The organism is Corynebacterium sp. ES2730-CONJ (assembly GCF_024834055.1).
Lineage (GTDB): Bacteria > Actinomycetota > Actinomycetes > Mycobacteriales > Mycobacteriaceae > Corynebacterium.
In genome coordinates, this window is sequence record NZ_JANUXZ010000004.1 from 166,576 (window position 1) to 183,611 (window position 17,036).

Annotated in this window: 14 protein-coding genes; 7 read left to right on the forward strand and 7 right to left on the reverse strand. The window is 53.0% G+C overall.

The window, feature by feature from the left end; genetic code table 11:
- Nucleotides 1–359: 359 nt before the first annotated feature.
- Nucleotides 360–509, forward strand: a complete 150-nt coding sequence (locus NXS13_RS06315) for a hypothetical protein (protein WP_259289504.1) — start codon at nucleotides 360–362, stop codon at nucleotides 507–509.
- Nucleotides 510–859: 350 nt separating this feature from the next.
- On the opposite strand, the gene NXS13_RS06320 is transcribed toward NXS13_RS06315, so the two are convergent.
- The 4 genes from NXS13_RS06320 to dnaK form a co-directional block, all read right to left on the reverse strand.
- A complete protein-coding gene (locus NXS13_RS06320) occupies nucleotides 860–1,660 on the reverse strand; it encodes a Rib/alpha-like domain-containing protein (protein ID WP_259158450.1) in 801 nt (266 codons plus the stop codon).
- 121 nt (nucleotides 1,661–1,781) lie between these two features.
- Nucleotides 1,782–2,615 carry a glycerophosphodiester phosphodiesterase family protein gene (locus NXS13_RS06325; RefSeq protein ID WP_259078664.1) on the reverse strand — a complete coding sequence of 278 codons (834 nt, stop codon included), beginning with the start codon at nucleotides 2,613–2,615 and terminating at the stop codon, nucleotides 1,782–1,784.
- 114 nt (nucleotides 2,616–2,729) lie between these two features.
- On the reverse strand, nucleotides 2,730–3,353 hold the full coding sequence (grpE, locus tag NXS13_RS06330) for a nucleotide exchange factor GrpE (protein ID WP_259158451.1): 624 nt from the start codon (nucleotides 3,351–3,353) through the stop codon (nucleotides 2,730–2,732).
- Nucleotides 3,353–5,173, reverse strand: a complete 1,821-nt coding sequence (dnaK, locus tag NXS13_RS06335; RefSeq protein WP_259078654.1) for a molecular chaperone DnaK — start codon at nucleotides 5,171–5,173, stop codon at nucleotides 3,353–3,355. Before dnaK ends, grpE begins: the two co-directional genes overlap by 1 nt.
- A 282-nt stretch (nucleotides 5,174–5,455) precedes the next feature.
- Here dnaK and NXS13_RS06340 point away from each other — a divergent pair, with 282 nt between their 5' ends.
- Nucleotides 5,456–6,865, forward strand: coding sequence for an AI-2E family transporter (locus tag NXS13_RS06340; RefSeq protein ID WP_259078648.1), 1,410 nt, complete (start codon nucleotides 5,456–5,458; stop codon nucleotides 6,863–6,865).
- Nucleotides 6,866–6,931: 66 nt separating this feature from the next.
- On the opposite strand, the gene NXS13_RS06345 is transcribed toward NXS13_RS06340, so the two are convergent.
- On the reverse strand, nucleotides 6,932–8,536 hold the full coding sequence (locus NXS13_RS06345; RefSeq protein ID WP_259078641.1) for an inorganic phosphate transporter: 1,605 nt from the start codon (nucleotides 8,534–8,536) through the stop codon (nucleotides 6,932–6,934).
- A gap of 332 nt (nucleotides 8,537–8,868) precedes the next feature.
- On the opposite strand from NXS13_RS06345, the gene NXS13_RS06350 reads away from it, so the two are divergent.
- The 4 genes from NXS13_RS06350 (at nucleotide 8,869) to NXS13_RS06365 (ending at nucleotide 15,059) form a co-directional block, all read left to right on the forward strand.
- Entirely contained in the window at nucleotides 8,869–11,733 is a 2,865-nt protein-coding gene (locus NXS13_RS06350) for a (Fe-S)-binding protein (RefSeq protein WP_259289505.1), read from the forward strand.
- A gap of 73 nt (nucleotides 11,734–11,806) precedes the next feature.
- Complete coding sequence (locus NXS13_RS06355) at nucleotides 11,807–12,421, forward strand: DUF1707 domain-containing protein (protein ID WP_259289506.1); 615 nt, start codon at nucleotides 11,807–11,809, stop codon at nucleotides 12,419–12,421.
- 71 nt (nucleotides 12,422–12,492) lie between these two features.
- Entirely contained in the window at nucleotides 12,493–13,764 is a 1,272-nt protein-coding gene (locus tag NXS13_RS06360; protein ID WP_310593318.1) for a pyridoxal phosphate-dependent aminotransferase, read from the forward strand.
- Nucleotides 13,765–13,796: 32 nt separating this feature from the next.
- Nucleotides 13,797–15,059 (forward strand): YibE/F family protein, encoded by a 1,263-nt coding sequence (locus NXS13_RS06365; RefSeq protein WP_259158453.1) that lies wholly within the window; start codon nucleotides 13,797–13,799, stop codon nucleotides 15,057–15,059.
- 42 nt (nucleotides 15,060–15,101) lie between these two features.
- Here NXS13_RS06365 and dcd read toward each other — a convergent pair whose 3' ends face one another.
- Entirely contained in the window at nucleotides 15,102–15,665 is a 564-nt protein-coding gene (gene dcd, locus NXS13_RS06370; RefSeq protein WP_259158454.1) for a dCTP deaminase, read from the reverse strand.
- A 302-nt stretch (nucleotides 15,666–15,967) separates the two neighbouring features.
- Between dcd and NXS13_RS06375 the strand changes: the two genes are divergently transcribed.
- On the forward strand, nucleotides 15,968–16,561 hold the full coding sequence (locus tag NXS13_RS06375) for a low molecular weight phosphatase family protein (RefSeq protein WP_259078631.1): 594 nt from the start codon (nucleotides 15,968–15,970) through the stop codon (nucleotides 16,559–16,561).
- 49 nt (nucleotides 16,562–16,610) lie between these two features.
- On the opposite strand, the gene NXS13_RS06380 is transcribed toward NXS13_RS06375, so the two are convergent.
- Nucleotides 16,611–16,976 carry a hypothetical protein gene (locus tag NXS13_RS06380; protein ID WP_259078622.1) on the reverse strand — a complete coding sequence of 122 codons (366 nt, stop codon included), beginning with the start codon at nucleotides 16,974–16,976 and terminating at the stop codon, nucleotides 16,611–16,613.
- Nucleotides 16,977–17,036: the final 60 nt, after the last annotated feature.

The window sequence follows — 17,036 nt, forward strand, 5'->3', positions numbered from 1 at the left end:
CGCCTTTTACCGTACTAGCGCTAGGGCTGGAAAAGCAGGGATCTTATTAACTGGCCTTTACTCCAGCTCCATGATTTCACATCGACTGTGTAGGTATCAATCTGGAAGTGGGACGGCCCATTGGGGTCGATATATTTTCCTCCACCATCTGAAACACCATACATATAGTTTAAGATCGAGCTTCCATATTTGGTGTGGAAAGCATGGGGATTATCCTCCTTTTCCAAAGATATATGAGCCAAAAAGTAGCGGTTTCTTGTGAAAGGACGCGGAAATTGCGTATCACAGAATCTGCGACACAGGACAAAGTGGTCAACGGTCTGAATCGTCGCACAATCGGCGGATGTGCGTAAGGGGTCATGCGGCCTTCGCCTATCTGCCAAATTTTCACCTCCATGATGACACGGCAGTCTTTGGATACAGACAGTGACCAGGAGCACCAGGGAGTGCTAGCGCTCTACTACCAGGAGTTGGACCGCTCTATCATTATGACGCTAGCCACAGATTAGGGGCTTCAATCGAGAATCAGCAATGAGAGGCCTCTGGAGTTTTTCCATCACTGTAAACCCTAAGCCTCCCTGTGTACAGTGGGTTTTGGTAATCTCTGCGTTGGAGCAGGCAAAGCTCCTTTCGAGGATCTTACGACCAGATCTCGCTTGTTTGTTTACTCAAGAGTCGAGAAAGGGTTCCGGGAGAGCTGATCTGTTAGTCCAGCTTGCTATTTAACCCTCGGAAGGTGAACTCTTGAGTCTCGGCCAACACAATCCCATTGGCCTCACCTATCAAGCACCTCAGAGCAATGAAGTCGTGGAACGCTATTGAGCAGGTTCTTCTGCTAGCGCCCACAACCACTCAGCTATCAGAACCAGCTGACAAATGAGGCGAAGGCCGCAGCGATCGCGGCAAGAGCCGCAACTATACCTCCTAGAATCGGTGCCCATAGCCCCTTTGCGCTTGGCTGCTCAGCCTCGGATACACGCATGGTCGCGACTAGGTATTGATACGAATTGTCACGGTAAGTCACAGTGACGTTCACCGGATAGGAACCAGGATTAACGTCTCTGCCAGGATTGACAATAAGCGTGCCGTCTTCTTTCATGGTTACCCAGTCAGGTGCAGAGACCATTTCGATTTTGTGCACAAACTTAGCAGGATCAAGAGGTAGTCCGCTATAGGTGATAGGTAGAGTGCGTTCTCCTCCGCCTGCTTGCATATCGAAGGACTGACTTTCCCGATAAGTCTCTGTCCAGTGCGGAGTAACAATAGTATTCAGCGGCGCATCACTTGTGTCTTCGATAGTAAAGGGTTGATCGAGTGTTGTGCCGTCACTAAAGCGAATCATCACAATAAAGCTCTGATCGCCTCGACCACGCAAAAGTTCCTTATCGACTATAAGCGCACCCGTTTCGGGATTTATATCCACCCCTTCAGGTGCCCCAACCAGTGAATAAGACACAATATCGGGAATCACGAGTGCTGGATCGAGAAAAGGTGGATTATTGACATCCTCGGCAAAACTGGGACCAGGATCACCAGGCGGATCCATTGGAGCGGTTATAGCGCTATTAGCTTCGGGCTCACTGGAAGCTGGAGCTGCTAAAACCACGGGAGTAGCGGCAAGACTAAGACTAGTGATGATAGATGGAAGGATGAGGCGCATGGGTGTTATTCTTTCTAGTTTTGTTCAGCGTGAATAAAAATTCTTACACGTTAGGCTACCATGTCTCCTCAACCCGTGGCTGCGTTTAATCTTTTCTAAGAATTTATTCAGGCACGGAACCCTAATAAGAAATTCCGCGCGCATCCAGTAGTGTTTTTAGTCGCGAGGGGTAATCGGTAATCAGCCCGTCGACGCCAAGATCCAACTGCGCTTGCAGATCTGCCTCATCGTTGACCGTCCACGGCACGACCGTCAACCCAGCGTCGTGCGCTTTTTCTATGAGTGCAGAGTCAACGAGAGAATACTGTGGGCTCAAGACGGATATCCCGTTCTTTAGAGCGGCTGCAATAATATCCTCCTCGAAGGGGCCCCACGGAGTACCTTCAAACCATGTGGTCTCATCCCAGAGAGCCACTAGAGGTATCTTCGGATCATAGGCACGAACGAGCGGGAAGGTACGCCAATCAAAGGACTGGATCATCACTTTCTCCACGAGTCCAAAGGCTTGTACCGTATCTAAGATAGCGCTCACAAATTCTTCAGGTTCAGCACTGAGATGTGGTTTGTCGGCCTCGATCTTGGTCTCGATATTGAAGTGGACATCATAACTAGCAGCGAGATCGAAAACCTCAGCGAGTGAAAGTATGCGGTTATCTCGCGCCACCTCGGCTTGAGGAAAATCTGGCAACAATTTTCCACACGGCACGCGTTTGAGCTCTTCGAAGCTAAGATCATAGACGTTCTCCCCGACCCTGGTATCGCATTTCTCTGCCAGTAGTACAGGGTCGTGCCAGCATGCAGGAACACGGTCCCGAGTGAGTACGATATCTAATTCAAGCGTGGAAACTCCGAGCTCAAGCGCGCGACTAAAAGCTAAGTACGATTCCTCGGTCCATTCGCCGCGGCCACCACGGTGGGCCTGGAAATCAAATGATGGTAGTGGATAAGTATTCACCCTTAACACTCTAGGTAACCATGCAAAAGAATCAAGCCCCATCCGGGCAAGAAAATGCGGCGCCCGCAGTATCTCTACTACTGGGCGCCGCATGAGGTTCGTGCCGAGTTCTCACTACTCGGCGACAGGTTCCCCTTCATTCGTACCAGCCTCGGGCTGGGGATCGGTGATAATAACCATCGCGGTACGCAGTAAGCGCTCATTCATCTTGTACCCCTTGCGCAGAATCGTTCCCAGGCGTTTGTCCTCGCCCTCGGAAAGATCTTGCACGGCCTCGTGACATTCGGCGTCGAAGGGATCCCCCTCGAATCCGAACGCTTCAACCTTAAGGGTCCTGGTGATGGACACAAACTTATCGCGAAAAGCCTTGAGCGGGCCTTCTTTCAGATCACCATGCTGCTCTGCAAGATCGAAGTCATCGAGAAGTGGCAAAAGTTCCGTGAGAACTTGCGCTTTCGCCTGTTCGATGATTCCAGCACGTTCCTGAGCGGTGCGGCGCCTAAAGTTGGCATACTCCGCATTGATCCGTTGTAGGTCCTCGGTGCGCTCGCGCAACTGCTCCTCGAGACTAGGCTCCTTCGGCTCGTGCGACTCCGCATCCTCAGAAGGTTTTGGATCTTCCTGCTCTCCGTCGGGATCCACCGACGTGATGTCCACATCGGCGAGGGCTTCAGCTAAGTCATCCTCCAAGGTGGGGTCGAGGTCATCCTCTGGCTGCTCACCGTGGGGGTGGTTCATTACTTATTCTCCTCTTCATCAACAACTTCAGCGTCAACGACGTTGTCATCGCCGGACTCTTCGGCCTGAGCCTTTGCGGCTTCTGCTTCGTATAGAGCCTTGCCCATCTCCTGCGCCTCAGTGTTGAGCTTCTCTACGGCTTCCTTAATGGCGTCAAGATCCTCTCCCTTGAGGGCCTCATCAACCTTGTCGGCTGCGTCGTTGACCTTGGTCTTAAGCTCTTCGTCAAGCTTATCGCCGTTTTCTTCCACGAATTTACGGGTCTGGTACGCAGTCGACTCGGCAGCGTTGCGGGTTTCCTGCTCTTCACGGCGCTTCTTATCTTCCTCGGCGTGCGCCTCGGCGTCCTTGACCATGCGATCGATCTCTTCTTGGGAGAGGCCGGAACCATCTTGGATCTTGATGGTATTTTCCTTGCCGGTGCCCTTATCCTTTGCGGTGACGTGCACAATGCCGTTGGCATCGATATCGAAGGTCACCTCAATTTGCGGCACACCGCGAGGAGCAGGGGCAATGCCACCAAGCTCGAAGGATCCAAGAAGCTTATTGTGAGCCGCGATTTCACGCTCGCCCTGGAAGACCTGGATTTGCACCGAAGGCTGGTTATCGTCAGCGGTGGTGAAAGTCTCCGAACGCTTGGTAGGAATAGTGGTGTTACGCTCGATCAGTTTGGTCATTACACCGCCCTTGGTTTCGATACCGAGCGAAAGTGGCGTGACATCGAGAAGCAAGACATCCTTGACTTCACCGCGGAGTACACCAGCCTGCAGAGCAGCACCGACGGCCACAACCTCGTCAGGGTTAACACCCTTATTGGGCTCACGGCCTCCGGTCATTTCCTTCACCAGTTCAGACACAGCGGGCATGCGGGTGGAGCCACCTACAAGCACAACGTGATCGATTTCGGATACCGACACTCCAGCATCAGCAACCACTTGGTTAAATGGCTTCTTGGTGCGATCGAGGAGATCTTGGGTAATACGCTGGAATTCGGTGCGCGATAAGGTCTCATCGAGGAAGAGCGGATTCTTATCTGCATCGACAGTAATATAAGGCAAGTTGATATTGGCGCTCTGCGAAGAAGAAAGCTCAATCTTGGCCTTCTCAGCGGCCTCACGCAGGCGCTGGAGAGCCATCTTATCCTTGGAGAGATCCACACCTTGGGCGCTCTTAAACTTTTCAACCAACCAGTCAACGACGCGCTGATCCCAGTCATCGCCACCAAGTTCGTTGTCACCAGCAGTGGCACGAACTTCTACGACACCGTCGCCGATTTCCAACAGGGATACGTCGAAGGTGCCACCACCAAGGTCGAAGACCAAGATGGTTTGTTCTTTTTCGCCCTTCTCTAGGCCGTAGGCCAAAGCTGCAGCGGTCGGCTCGTTGACAATACGCAGCACGTTCATGCCTGCGATTTGACCAGCCTCTTTGGTGGCCTGACGCTGCGCATCGGAGAAATATGCAGGAACTGTAATAACGGCATCGGTAATATCCTCACCCAAGTACGATTCTGCATCTCGCTTTAACTTCATCAGGGTGCGTGCGGAAATTTCCTGCGGGGTGTACTTCTTATCATCAATATCAACAGTCCAGTCCGTACCCACGTGGCGCTTCACGGAACGGATAGTGCGGTCAACGTTAGTGACGGCCTGGTTCTTTGCTGACTGACCAACAAGTACTTCACCGTTCTTGGCAAAAGCGACCACTGACGGAGTGGTGCGCGAACCTTCGGAGTTGGCAATGACATTAGCTTCGCCACCTTCAAGAACTGCCACTACGGAGTTCGTGGTTCCAAGGTCGATACCTACTGCGCGTCCCATAATTTTAAGCCTCCTGCAAATAAGTTTTTTGAAGATTTTGTCATTTAAAGTTGATTGGCAATCGCTCAACTTCTGGATACGAATCTAACATACTTCATGCAAGTTGCCAACTAAATTGAGCGGAATAGACTCAATTTACTCTATTACCGCAGTTCACGGACGGAATTACAGCTACCTCCGACTCTCGTTTTTGCGGCGAACACATTCTCTACAGGTCTTCTTCCTTTCCGCCACCCCCTGCCCAATAGACTTTTTAAAAAAAAGTGTGGCAAAGTATTTCCCATGTCCAAGAATTCCCATGGTAATGACCACCAAAAAGGCGACAAATCGCAGGCTAAAGAACATCTAGCCAACAAGGATCACGAGGCACTCGAGGAGGCCGTATTAGGCATCGTGGAATACGATGAAACGCACCCTTCTGAAAACACCACAGTGGCCCCGAGTGCTGTGGAGGATCGCGACACCCATATTGTCGAATCTGATGATCCAGCTGAGCCTATTATCGCCCATACCGACCGCGCCGAGATCTTAGGGAATGACGGACGGTGGGTTGCAGGCTGGGCCTTACGCTTTATCATCATGGTCATCGCGGGTTACCTAGCATGGCGTGGCCTAGGCGCCATATGGAAGGCTCTGCTTCCCGTTCTCCTAGCCATCTTGGTCAGTTCTGTGCTGTGGCCACCAGTGCGTTGGATGCGTAATAAAGGCATTCCCGCCGGTCTCGCCTCCGCTGGTGTTATTTTAGGCTTCTTCGTGCTGATGGGCGTGCTCGTGAGAGCTATGGCTCCGTCGGTCGCATCTCAGTCCCGGGAACTGTCCCAGCGAGCAGCCATCGGCGCTCGTCAAATCCAAGAATGGATTCAAAGCCGTCCCTTTGATCTCGATTTTTCTCGCTTCGATTCGGTTATTGATGATTTGACGGCCTTCCTCCAGACCCGTTCCGCCGATATAGCCAATGGTGTCTTCTCTGGCCTATCCACCGCGACCTCCATTTTGATCACCATCGTCTTGATGTTGGTCCTGACCTTCTTCTTCCTGAAGGACGGAGTGGGTCTACTTCCGATGCTCCGCAAGGCCGCCGGCCCTAATGCTGGGTGGCATATTACTGAGGCGCTGACCCGTGTATGGAATACCATCTCTGGATTTATCCGTACCCAAGCCATCGTCTCCCTCGTCGACGCTGTCTTTATTGGTGGGGGCCTTTTAATTCTTGGCGTCCCCCTCGCGCTAGTGCTCGCCGTGATCACCTTCTTCGCGGGCTTCATCCCTATTGTGGGCGCTTTCTCAGCTGGTGCCCTCGCGGTCATTATTGCCCTCGTCTCTAATGGTCTGACCAATGCCCTTTTGGTCTTGCTGCTCATCCTGGTTGTGCAGCAGCTCGAAGGCAATGTATTGCAGCCCCTGCTGCAATCCAAAGCTATGAATCTGCACGCTGCCGTTGTCCTACTCGCCGTTACTCTTGGCTCCTCCCTCTTCGGAGTAATCGGAGCCTTCCTTTCAGTACCAGTTGCAGCTACCATCGCGGTACTCGTTCGCTACCATCAAGAACTTGTAGCGCTTCGAGCAGGCGAAATTACTATCGACGATATCGAGCTTTCGACCAAGGTTGAAGCCACTTCTCCTAGTGGAACCCGCAAGGGTTTCCGTCTCTTTATCTCGGACCTCGCTTATCGAGGCCGACGCGATGTTTAACCCTCTCTGATGAAAAGGATCCCGCTGCATATGCAGCGGGATCCTTTTCATCAGGACAAGCAGCTATTAGCCCCAGATTGCATTGAGAACAAGAACTGCAATGGACGATACCGCCGCTGCGGATGGCAGGGTAATAATCCAGGCCAAAGCAATCGGTTTCATCAGCGACCAGTTGGCGGCGCGATTAACAATTCCCACGCCTAAGACTGCACCGATGAGAATATGAGTTGAGGAGACGGGAAGACCGAGCATTGAGGCAATCATCACCACGCTGGCTGCTGCCAGCTCCGCAGCAAAGCCCGAGGCTGGGTGCATCTTAGTCAGCCCAGAGCCCACGGTTTGAATAACGTAGCGGCCAATAAACCACAGGCCGGCGATGAGGGCAACACCACAGGTGATCATGGCAGCCGTCGGCACAGCAGCTTTGCTATTAATCTCCCCGGTCTTTAAGACATCGAGCACAGCAGAGAAGGGGCCAATAGCATTAGCGATATCATTGGAGCCGTGGGAAAAGGCAAAGGCCGACGCTGTAAATACCTGCATCCATGAGAAGAGGATAAAGGTAGCGCGTCCTAAGTTTTGGCGTTTAAGGGTACGAGAGAAAATGAAGACAGCCATCCACACAACGGCGGCAATCATGGCGAGCACCAAACCGTTACCCAAACTGGTGAGATGAATATTAGTGTGCTTGAGCCCTTTGAAGAGAATCATCGCGCCAATGAGCGCCGCTCCTAAAGCCGCGAGTAGCGGTACCCAATTCTCCAGAGCCTGGTGGGTATTGAGCTCATCGCGGCGTCGATTGAGACGGTGAAGATCGCGATAATAGTCTGATTCCAGCTCATCGGGGTCAAAATCTGGCTCCGCAATAAGCGCTGCATCGCGAGTCATGGCATTGGTATAGGCCAGCTGTTGGACCTCGTTCAGACGCTCGAAGGAGGATTTAAATTCGCGGTGCAAGCGTACGCGCTCTTCCTTGATAGCGCGCAGAGTGGTATCGGCGTCCTCGTTGAATTTCAAAATATGACGTTTAATCAAACCGAAGAGGATAAAGGCCGCTATGCCACCTAATACTGGAGAGAGCACCCAGGAAGCCGCAATGGAACCAATTTTATTCCACTGCACCATATCGGTGCCGCCAATACCTTCAGTAATGCCAAGACACAGAGACGCACCGACGATACCGCCGATTATGGAGTGAGTCGTAGACACTGGCCAGCCCATTCGGGTGGCCAATAGCAGCCAGACGGCAGCTCCAAGCAGGGAGGCCATCATAATGAAACCAAATTGATCGGCGCTCAAATTCACCGCTTCGAGATCCACGATCCCCGATTTCACGGTATCGGTTACTTCTCCACCTGCAAGAACTGCGCCCGATACCTCAAAGACCGCGGCAACAGCGAGTGCCTGTTTCATTGAGAGAGTGCCGGCACCTACAGAGGTGCCGAAAGAGTTAGCGACGTCGTTACCGCCGATATTAAAAGCCATGAATGTGCCGAAGACGATGGCTGTGATCAGCATGGCTTTATTTGCCTCAGGACCGACGTAGCCGAAGGACCAGAAACCGAAGAAGATGACGACGCCAGCCAGCAGGCCGCCGAATCCTAGATGCCACCACTTATCGGTAGCATCATTATTGGCTATGGGCGCCACTGCAATGGAGCTATTTGTCATAGGGAAAATCCAACTTTCTCAACGCCGTTTGTTTGGTGAGGGTTTCATCCGTGGATGATCGTACCGAGAAGCAGCTTTCTCGCCCTTGGTAAACAAAAGGTTAATAACCCCCTATTAAGGGGTATTAGGTCTCTACCTTGTCCCTAAAGTGATCAGCAGTGGATTGGACAGCTTGCGTGACCGCGGCCACTAGCTGACCACTAGCTATAGTACTGAACGCTAGGCGAATAAGACGTTGCGGGCGCAACCCTACTAGAGTTAGCAGCACATGGAATTGTGCCCATCTTTCAAAAATGTAATAGCTACCCTCCCCGAAGGTTTTCCTCATCTCTATGCCTGACACTTCTTTATTCATTATTGGCGTAATTGGCATTCTTGCCTCAGTGCCCGCCTGGGTTTATTTTGGGCTCGCGGTTAGACGTTTATTCAAACTCATCTCCTCAGGTCAGCCCACCCCTCATCGCTTTAATCAACCGCTCAAGCGCGTCGCACTGACATTAAAGGAAGTATTTTTTCACACCGAGATGATGCGCAAGCCAGTTGTCGCCCTCGCCCACTGGTTTGTCATGATGGGCTTTCTTATCGGCTCGGTGGTGTGGTTTGAAGCCTATATCCAGATTTTTGTACCTGCGGGCGGCTGGCCAATATTATCCTCACTCAAGCTCTACCATTTTGCCGAGGAATTCTTGGCCATTGGGACAGTTCTTGGCATTAGCGCTCTTTTTATACTGCGGCTGCGGAAAGGAACGCGAGATCGTCTGTCGCGCTTCTACGGGTCGTCGTCACGCGCAGCCTTTTTCGTTGAAGCTGTCGTCTTCGGCGAGGGACTGGGAATGCTCTTAGTCAAAGCCGGCAAGATCGCAACCTACGGTCAAGCCTCAGTATGGGCAGATTTTCTCAGCCGCTATATCGCACTTCTCTTGCCCGCTTCCCCTGTGATGGTGAGCCTCTTTGCGCTCTTTAAATTACTCACTGGCATGGTGTGGCTGATCGTTGTTGCGCACAACTTAAACTGGGGTGTGGCGTGGCACCGCTTCCTCGCCTTCTTCTCCATCTTTTTCCAGCGCCTTGACAGCACCCCAAAATCTCTGGGGGCGATGGTACCTATGTATTCAGGTGGCGAAAAACTCGATATCGCAACCCTTGACGATTCCGACTACGAGCTTGGGGTGGGCACCCTCGATCAGGCACCATGGAAACTCCTCCTTGATTCCACAGCTTGCACTGAATGTGGGCGGTGCCAGGAGCAGTGCCCAGCCTGGCACACAGACAAGCCGCTCTCACCGAAGCTTTTTATCACCGATATTCGCGATGCTGCCGTTGCCAACTCCAGTTACCTCACCGACCCTGCCACCTTCCAGGCCGACTCCTCACACGCCAACCTCGATGTGCTCCGGCTCGCTGGTGAAGGGGCGATCATCGAACCTGATGTGCTTTGGAGTTGCACCAACTGCGGAGCCTGCGTGGAGCAGTGCCCCGTTGATATCGAACATATCGACCATATTTCCAACCTACGCCGCTACCAGGTATTGTCTGCCTCCGAATTCCCCAGCGAATTAGCTGGACTCTTCAAGGCCCTCGAAACTAAGGGAAACCCTTGGGGGCGCAACCGCAAAGAGCGCGCCAGCTGGATCGACGAGGCCCGTCGCGACGGAATCACTGTCCCCATCTTTGGCGAAGACATCACCGACTTCTCCGATACCGAGTATCTCTTCTGGGTGGGGTGCGCTGGTGCCTTTGACGAAGCCGGACGCCGAACCACTCGAGCGGTTGTGGAATTATTGCACACTGCTGGGGTGAAATTTGCGGTGCTTTCCACCGGTGAAACCTGCACTGGAGATCCCGCCCGACGAGCTGGCAATGAATTCCTCTTCCAAGAGCTTGCCCACGACAATATCGGTACCCTCAATGGTGTTTTCAATGGAGTGGTGCAGGGCCAGCGCAAGATCATCACCACCTGTCCGCACTGCTTCAATACGCTGCGCAATGAATACCCCGATTTCGACGGGCACTTCGACGTCTTCCACCATACCCAGCTGTTGAACCGTCTGGTGCGCGATCAATTACTCACGCCAGTCCCTCGCTCCGCAGCGGACCGAGCTCCCATTACCTACCACGATCCTTGTTTCCTGGGTCGACATAACAAAATTTTTGATCCACCACGTGAACTCATCGAGGCCACGGGCGCCGAATTGACAGAGATGGATCGCAACCGCAATGAGGGCTTCTGCTGTGGCGCTGGCGGCGCTCGCATGTTCATGGAGGAAAAGCTCGGCAGCCGTATCAGCGATAACCGCGCCCAAGAAGCCATTGCCTCAGGTGCGGGGTCTATTGCTGTGGGCTGCCCCTTCTGCAACACCATGCTGACTGGCGGGGTAAAAGCTCAGAGCACCGAGAATGCACCTGAGGTTAAAGACGTTGCTCAGATGTTGCGCGACTCTATTCTTATTGACGGACACCTGCCTCCGCCTCACGAGAAGCGCTTCCTCGAGCAATCGATTCGTCTCAAGAAAAAGGCGGAGAGCGCTCCAGAGCCAGCCACTCCGAGGCGCCAACAGCAGAAACCAACAGATACTGCACCAAGGAGCACGCCGGTCGTGTCTGCTGCTGTGCCTCCCGTACCTGTTGTACCCACCGTGCCCACCGTGCCCACAGTGCCCACAGTACCCACGCCACCGCAGACGGCGAATCAACCCACTGCAGTTCCACCGGTGACCACACCAGCAGTGCCGGTACCTCCTGCGGCTGCACCACCGCTAACGGTACCCCCTACAGCAGTTCCACCGGCAGCCACCCCTCCAACAGCTACTCCCCCTACGGCCGTGCCCCCGGCACCGGTTCCACCTACAAGCGTCCCTCCAGCAGCTACCCCTCCCACCGCCGGCGCATCTTCACCAGTTCCGCCAGCAGCTACTCCCCCCATAGCTGTGCCACCAGCACCAGTACCACCGGCTGCGGTTCCACCAGCGCCTACTCCCCCCAGCGCTGGCGCTCCTTCACCGGTTCCACCAGCAGCTACTCCCCCCGTGGCCGTGCCCTCCGCGCCGGCTCCACCTACGAGCGTCCCACCAGCAGCTACCCCTCCCATAGCCGTGCCACCAGCACCCGTACCACCGGCTGCGGTACCGCCTACCGCTATACCCCCTCTTGTGGAGCCACCAGAGGCAACCGACACGGATGACGGCGAGGATTCCTAAGCTGAGTACATGGAAAGGAAAATCGGGGTCTTCCCCGATTTCTTTTCTCTCTACTTCTACTAAACTGGAGCTTATGAGTATGAATGGGCTTCCGGACTATCGTTTGGGTGACGCTGAGCGCAGCAAGGCTATTGACGAGTTGGGCATTCATGTAGCCCAAGGACGCCTAAACTTGGACGAGTACGAAGAGCGTGTCGATAGAATTACACACGCAACCAAACGTGCTGAGGTGATGGAGGTTTTCGCGGATCTTCCCCGACCTCAAGAACCCGTCCTTTCTCCTATGGAACCTATGTATAGTCGCAGCGAGATTATGGAGGCCCACCGCTCAGGGCGACGCATTCGCTTAGGGGTCCTCTTGCTGGGAACCCTCGTTTCCTTTATGTCCCTCGGGGCTACGGGTTTAGAATCTTTCCTATTTTTGCCCTTTATTTTGTTCATCCTTTTATACCTTTTTAAGGTCGGACCAAGCTCGTGGCACGCACCAAGTGCAGCGGCGTTGGATAGGCGTCGACAATTGCAGGCAAAAAGCGCTCAGCGCGAAGAGCTCATGTGGGCTCAGTACAACCTTGAACAACAGCGATTAGCGCAGCGCGCAATCAGGCAACAAAAACAGGAAGAACTGAAAACGAATGTTCTTGATGCCACCTCACGTCTCATCGCCGAAGCGCGGAGACGTCATTCCTAAGCGGGACAGCTCTCTAAGTAACACACAGGTTTATTCACACCTGGGTGCCATCGGTGGCACAATAAGAAGCTATGAAGGCAAAGGATTCGCAACCAGCTCCCGAAAAATCACGCACGAGGCGACCACGCCGCATCTTCGATCAGGCCGACAAGATGAAGAATGTGCTCTACGAAATTCGTGGGCCAGTCGCTAAAGAAGCCGAACGCTTAGAAGCCGATGGACACCGCATTCTGAAACTGAATACAGGTAATCCAGCAGTTTTCGGATTCGAAGCACCGGATGTGATCATTCGCGATATGATCGCTTCCTTGCCCACTGCTCAGGGGTATTCCACCTCGAAGGGCATCATCTCAGCCCGCCGCGCAATTGTCACTCGCTATGAGCTAATTCCCGACTTCCCATATTTTGATGTCGATGATGTCTATCTTGGCAATGGTGTCTCCGAGCTCATCACCATGACGGCTCAAGCGCTCCTTAGCAATGGTGACGAGGTGCTTATTCCTGCGCCAGATTACCCCCTGTGGACCGCGGCGACCTCCCTCGCAGGCGGTAAGCCGGTGCACTATCTCTGCGATGAGGAGGATAACTGGAATCCCTCGATTGCTGATATTCGGGAAAAGATCACCCCGCAAACCAAAGCCATTGTGATCATTAACCCCAATAATCCCACAGGCGCGGTGTATTCTCGCGAGGTTCTGCAACAGATCGTTGATATTGCCCGCGAATACGATCTCCTTATTTTAGCGGATGAGATCTATGACAGAATTCTCTACGATGATGCCGAGCATATTTCTATTGCCACTCTCTGCCCTGATCTTTTGTGCATTACGTTTAATGGCCTGTCGAAGGCATACCGCGTTGCCGGCTACCGGGCTGGATGGATGGTCATCACAGGTCCACGACATAATGCTTCTGGTTTTATTGAAGGCATTGACCTTCTCGCTGGCACCAGATTGTGCCCCAACGTGCCAGCGCAGCACGCCATTCAAGTAGCTTTGGGTGGTCGTCAGTCCATCTATCAGCTCACTGGTAGTGGCGGGCGGCTACTCGAACAGCGCAATATCACCTTTGACAAGCTCAACCAGATCCCTGGTGTGTCCTGCGTCAAACCCATGGGGGCGCTCTATGCCTTCCCGAAGCTTGATTTAGATTATTATGATATTCACGATGATGCGCAGCTTATGTTGGATTTGCTGCGCTCCGAAAAAATTCTGCTCGTCCACGGCACCGGCTTCAACTGGCCTCGACCCGATCACTTTAGGGTCGTGACACTCCCGTGGGCGAGCGAATTATCGGTTGCCATCGAGCGCTTGGGTAATTTCCTCGCCAGCTACAAGCAGTAAAATCCGCAGAATTTTTCCAGGAGGTTAGGCTGGTGGGTCGGCACGCCACGCACACTACTGCTCCTCGGGGTCGATCCCCGCTTGCCCCATGGCGAGCAGCAGTATTAATATCGCTACTCATCTGGGCAGCACTAGCGATAGCAGGAGTGGGATATTTATGGCCCGGGGGCAAAACCCCTCAGGTCTCCCCCAGCTTTTACCAGACCTTTTCGGTAGGCACTGCCCAAGTGGATGGCACCGTCTCCCACGAGCAACGAGGTTCCTGCTCCAGCCCCGAAGCGGGACGCATCTTTACTACATCTCCCCGAGTGGTACCCGGCAGCACGAGTGATTGCCAATGGTATCTCGTCGATATCACCAGTGGCGAAAATTCTGGTCAACGCACCCTGATCATCAACTCTGGGGAGGCCAGCGATCCCACCCTCAGCGTGGGCCAAAAAATCCGACTCACCGAGACCAAGGATACGAACGGGGATTTGGCCTACGCCTTTGGTGATATCAATCGCAGTTTCGAACTGATTCTGTGGGCTCTCGCCATCGCAGGCGCCATCGTGGCCCTAGCCCTAATGCGGGGCATTCGTGCTCTCATCGGTCTTGGACTGACCCTCATTTTTATTGCAAAATTTACCATTCCAGCACTGCTGCTAGGTGAAAACCCACTAGCGATTGCTGTATTAAGCGGCTCGGTTATTCTGCCTATCGTGGTGATCTTGGTTCATGGCTTGAACTGGAAATCCGCAGCGGCCTTGGGGGGCACCATGGTCGCACTAGCGGTGGCAGCGTGGCTCGCCACTGTGGCAATAGAACACAATCAGATCCGTGGGCTCGGTGAAGAGGGCAACCTTTATATCCTGTTGTATCTACCGGATGTCAACGTCGTGGGGCTGATGCTGTGCGGCTTTATTATTGGTTCCTTGGGCGTACTCAACGACGTTGCCGTGGCTCAAGCATCCACCATCAACGAGCTTGCTGAGCTCGATCCTGAGGCTAAACCCTGGCGCCTCTTTGTTTCGGCGATGCGGGTCGGCCGCGACCATATTTCCTCCATGGTGTACACACTTGTTCTCACATATACCGGCGCGACCTTACCCATGATGCTCTTGCTGAGCGTCTCGGATAGGCCCTTAGGTCAAATTCTTAGCTCTGATCTTGTCGCTACCGAATTACTACGTTCTGGAATAGGTGCTTTTGCGCTGACCCTTTCAGTTCCTCTCACCACGCTTTTAGCAGCGTATACGGTGCCTGATTCTACGCGCGGAAGCCATGCAGTTCGACAGGTTGGACACAGCCACTAAATACCGAAGCCCCCTTGATACGGGGGCTTTTTCATTGGGCTTTTAACGGAAGTTGAGATAGGCCTTGGACGGGGTAGGCCCTCGCTGGCCCTGGTATTTTGATCCCAGAGCCCCAGACCCATAGGGAATTTCTGCTGGTGTAGTGAGCTTGAACAACGCTAGCTGCCCAACCTTCATTCCAGGCCACAAGATAATCGGTAGATTAGCCACATTAGACAACTCCAAGGTGATATAGCCGGAAAAACCTGGATCAATGAAGCCCGCCGTAGAGTGGGTCAGCAAACCGAGGCGTCCGAGCGAGGATTTGCCTTCGAGACGGCCGGCAATATGGGAGGGAAGTGTGAACCTCTCTAATGTCGAGCCAAGGACAAATTCTCCTGGGTGCAGGACGAAGGGTTCACCCTCTTCGACTTCCACCAAGCTGGTGAGGTCATCTTGCTGTAATTTTGGGTCGATATGGGTGTACTTCGAGTTATTAAACACTCGGAAATACCGATCCATACGCACGTCGATACTCGAGGGCTGAATAAGTTCGGGATCGAAGGGCTCAATAATGAGCTCGTGAGCGTCGAGGGCAGCTCGAATATCTTTGTCGGAATAAAGCACGTCTCTTAGTCTAATAGCTTCATTCTCGATTGCAATGACAAGCCCGCTCCATCTCGCAGGTGTTCCCCTAGACAAGCCCCGCAAAACACTTTTCCCTAATATTTTCTCCTTTGTTAATTTTCTTATAAATAAACGTCAGCGTGCATATTTATGGCCGTTAGTGGAATTCACCCACGGGATAAGATCAATAATTGGGTTGCACCAACGATTTTTCTGGGTAGAGTAGTACAGATCATCACTAGTGGAGCAATCCTTGTGAAGTGACCATTTAAAAAGAAGAAAAGAAAAGGAGCCTCAGCGATATGTCTTTTATGAATCTCACATCAACGAAGCTCTCAAACCGCTGGGGAGAAATTTTTTCCAATTTCCTCGGCGGGGAAGAACAACCTCCTCGTCCCGTGAGCCCCGAGAGCGAGCCTCAGGAAGATCTCAGTGTCTATTTGAGTCGAAGCCACTCTGCTACGCAACCTACTGGCACGACACACAGTATTCTGTTTGTCTCCGCAGATAATGCAGCTCGGACTCAAATCGCTTCCGCCTATACCCGCTATCTCGGCGGGGAAAATGTTTTCGTCCGCTCTGTAGGAACGGACCCACAGTTTATGGTGGAGCCAATGGTTATCGAGGTGCTTCAAGAGCGCGGAATTCCCACAGTAGATTTGAAGCCCAAGACCTTCAACCCCCATACCGTCGATCACATAGAAACAATTGTATCCTTCGACGAAGAAGCGGTTACAGGCTCCCATCACTGGGTAGTGAACAAGGATGTGAGCAGCCCGAAGGCTTGTCACCAAATGTGCGATCAAATCGAAGCCAATGTGCGGAATCTCCTTGAGGAATGCGGCATCGAGCCACGCCCTCACGGTAAACTCATTCCCGAATTTATGGCAGCATAAAAAAATCCTCTTACTCCCGATTGAGAGTAAGAGGATTTTTTTATTCGCTTTAGGCGTGAACCTTAGGCATACCCTTCTTCATGATGCCCTTGCCGTGGTGCATATCAGGCGCTGGAGCAGGAGCTGGTGCTGGAGCAGGAGCTGGCATCAGCTTAGCCATGACAGCCTTCACAACGGAGCCAAGATAAGCCACGAGAGCAGCGGTACCGAAAACAGCACCGAGAACAGTACCCGTGATGGCACCGATCTGAGCTGGCTCGAGCTCTTTTTGAGCAGGATCTGCAGGAGCCGCTGGAGCCGCTGGAGCCGCAGGAGCTGCAGGAGCATCTGAACCGGACTGCGCGTAGGCAGGGGTAGCAACGACGAGAGAGGAGGCTACTGCCAAGGAAGCGAGAAGAGAAACAGTCTTCTTCATTATTTCCACCTTATAAGTGTGAGACAACAAACGGATAAATTAAGCTGATACAAGCATAAT

Coding starts and splice junctions, on each gene's coding strand:
- NXS13_RS06380 (WP_259078622.1), bottom strand. CDS start 16,976: ATGAAGAAGACTGTTTCTCTTCTCGCTTCCTTGGCAGTAGCCTCCTCT.
- NXS13_RS06355 (WP_259289506.1), top strand. CDS start 11,807: ATGAGTATGAATGGGCTTCCGGACTATCGTTTGGGTGACGCTGAGCGC.
- grpE (WP_259158451.1), bottom strand. CDS start 3,353: ATGAACCACCCCCACGGTGAGCAGCCAGAGGATGACCTCGACCCCACC.
- NXS13_RS06315 (WP_259289504.1), top strand. CDS start 360: ATGCGGCCTTCGCCTATCTGCCAAATTTTCACCTCCATGATGACACGG.
- NXS13_RS06340 (WP_259078648.1), top strand. CDS start 5,456: ATGTCCAAGAATTCCCATGGTAATGACCACCAAAAAGGCGACAAATCG.
- dnaK (WP_259078654.1), bottom strand. CDS start 5,173: ATGGGACGCGCAGTAGGTATCGACCTTGGAACCACGAACTCCGTAGTG.
- NXS13_RS06350 (WP_259289505.1), top strand. CDS start 8,869: ATGCCTGACACTTCTTTATTCATTATTGGCGTAATTGGCATTCTTGCC.
- NXS13_RS06360 (WP_310593318.1), top strand. CDS start 12,493: ATGAAGGCAAAGGATTCGCAACCAGCTCCCGAAAAATCACGCACGAGG.
- NXS13_RS06345 (WP_259078641.1), bottom strand. CDS start 8,536: ATGACAAATAGCTCCATTGCAGTGGCGCCCATAGCCAATAATGATGCT.
- NXS13_RS06375 (WP_259078631.1), top strand. CDS start 15,968: ATGTCTTTTATGAATCTCACATCAACGAAGCTCTCAAACCGCTGGGGA.
- NXS13_RS06320 (WP_259158450.1), bottom strand. CDS start 1,660: ATGCGCCTCATCCTTCCATCTATCATCACTAGTCTTAGTCTTGCCGCT.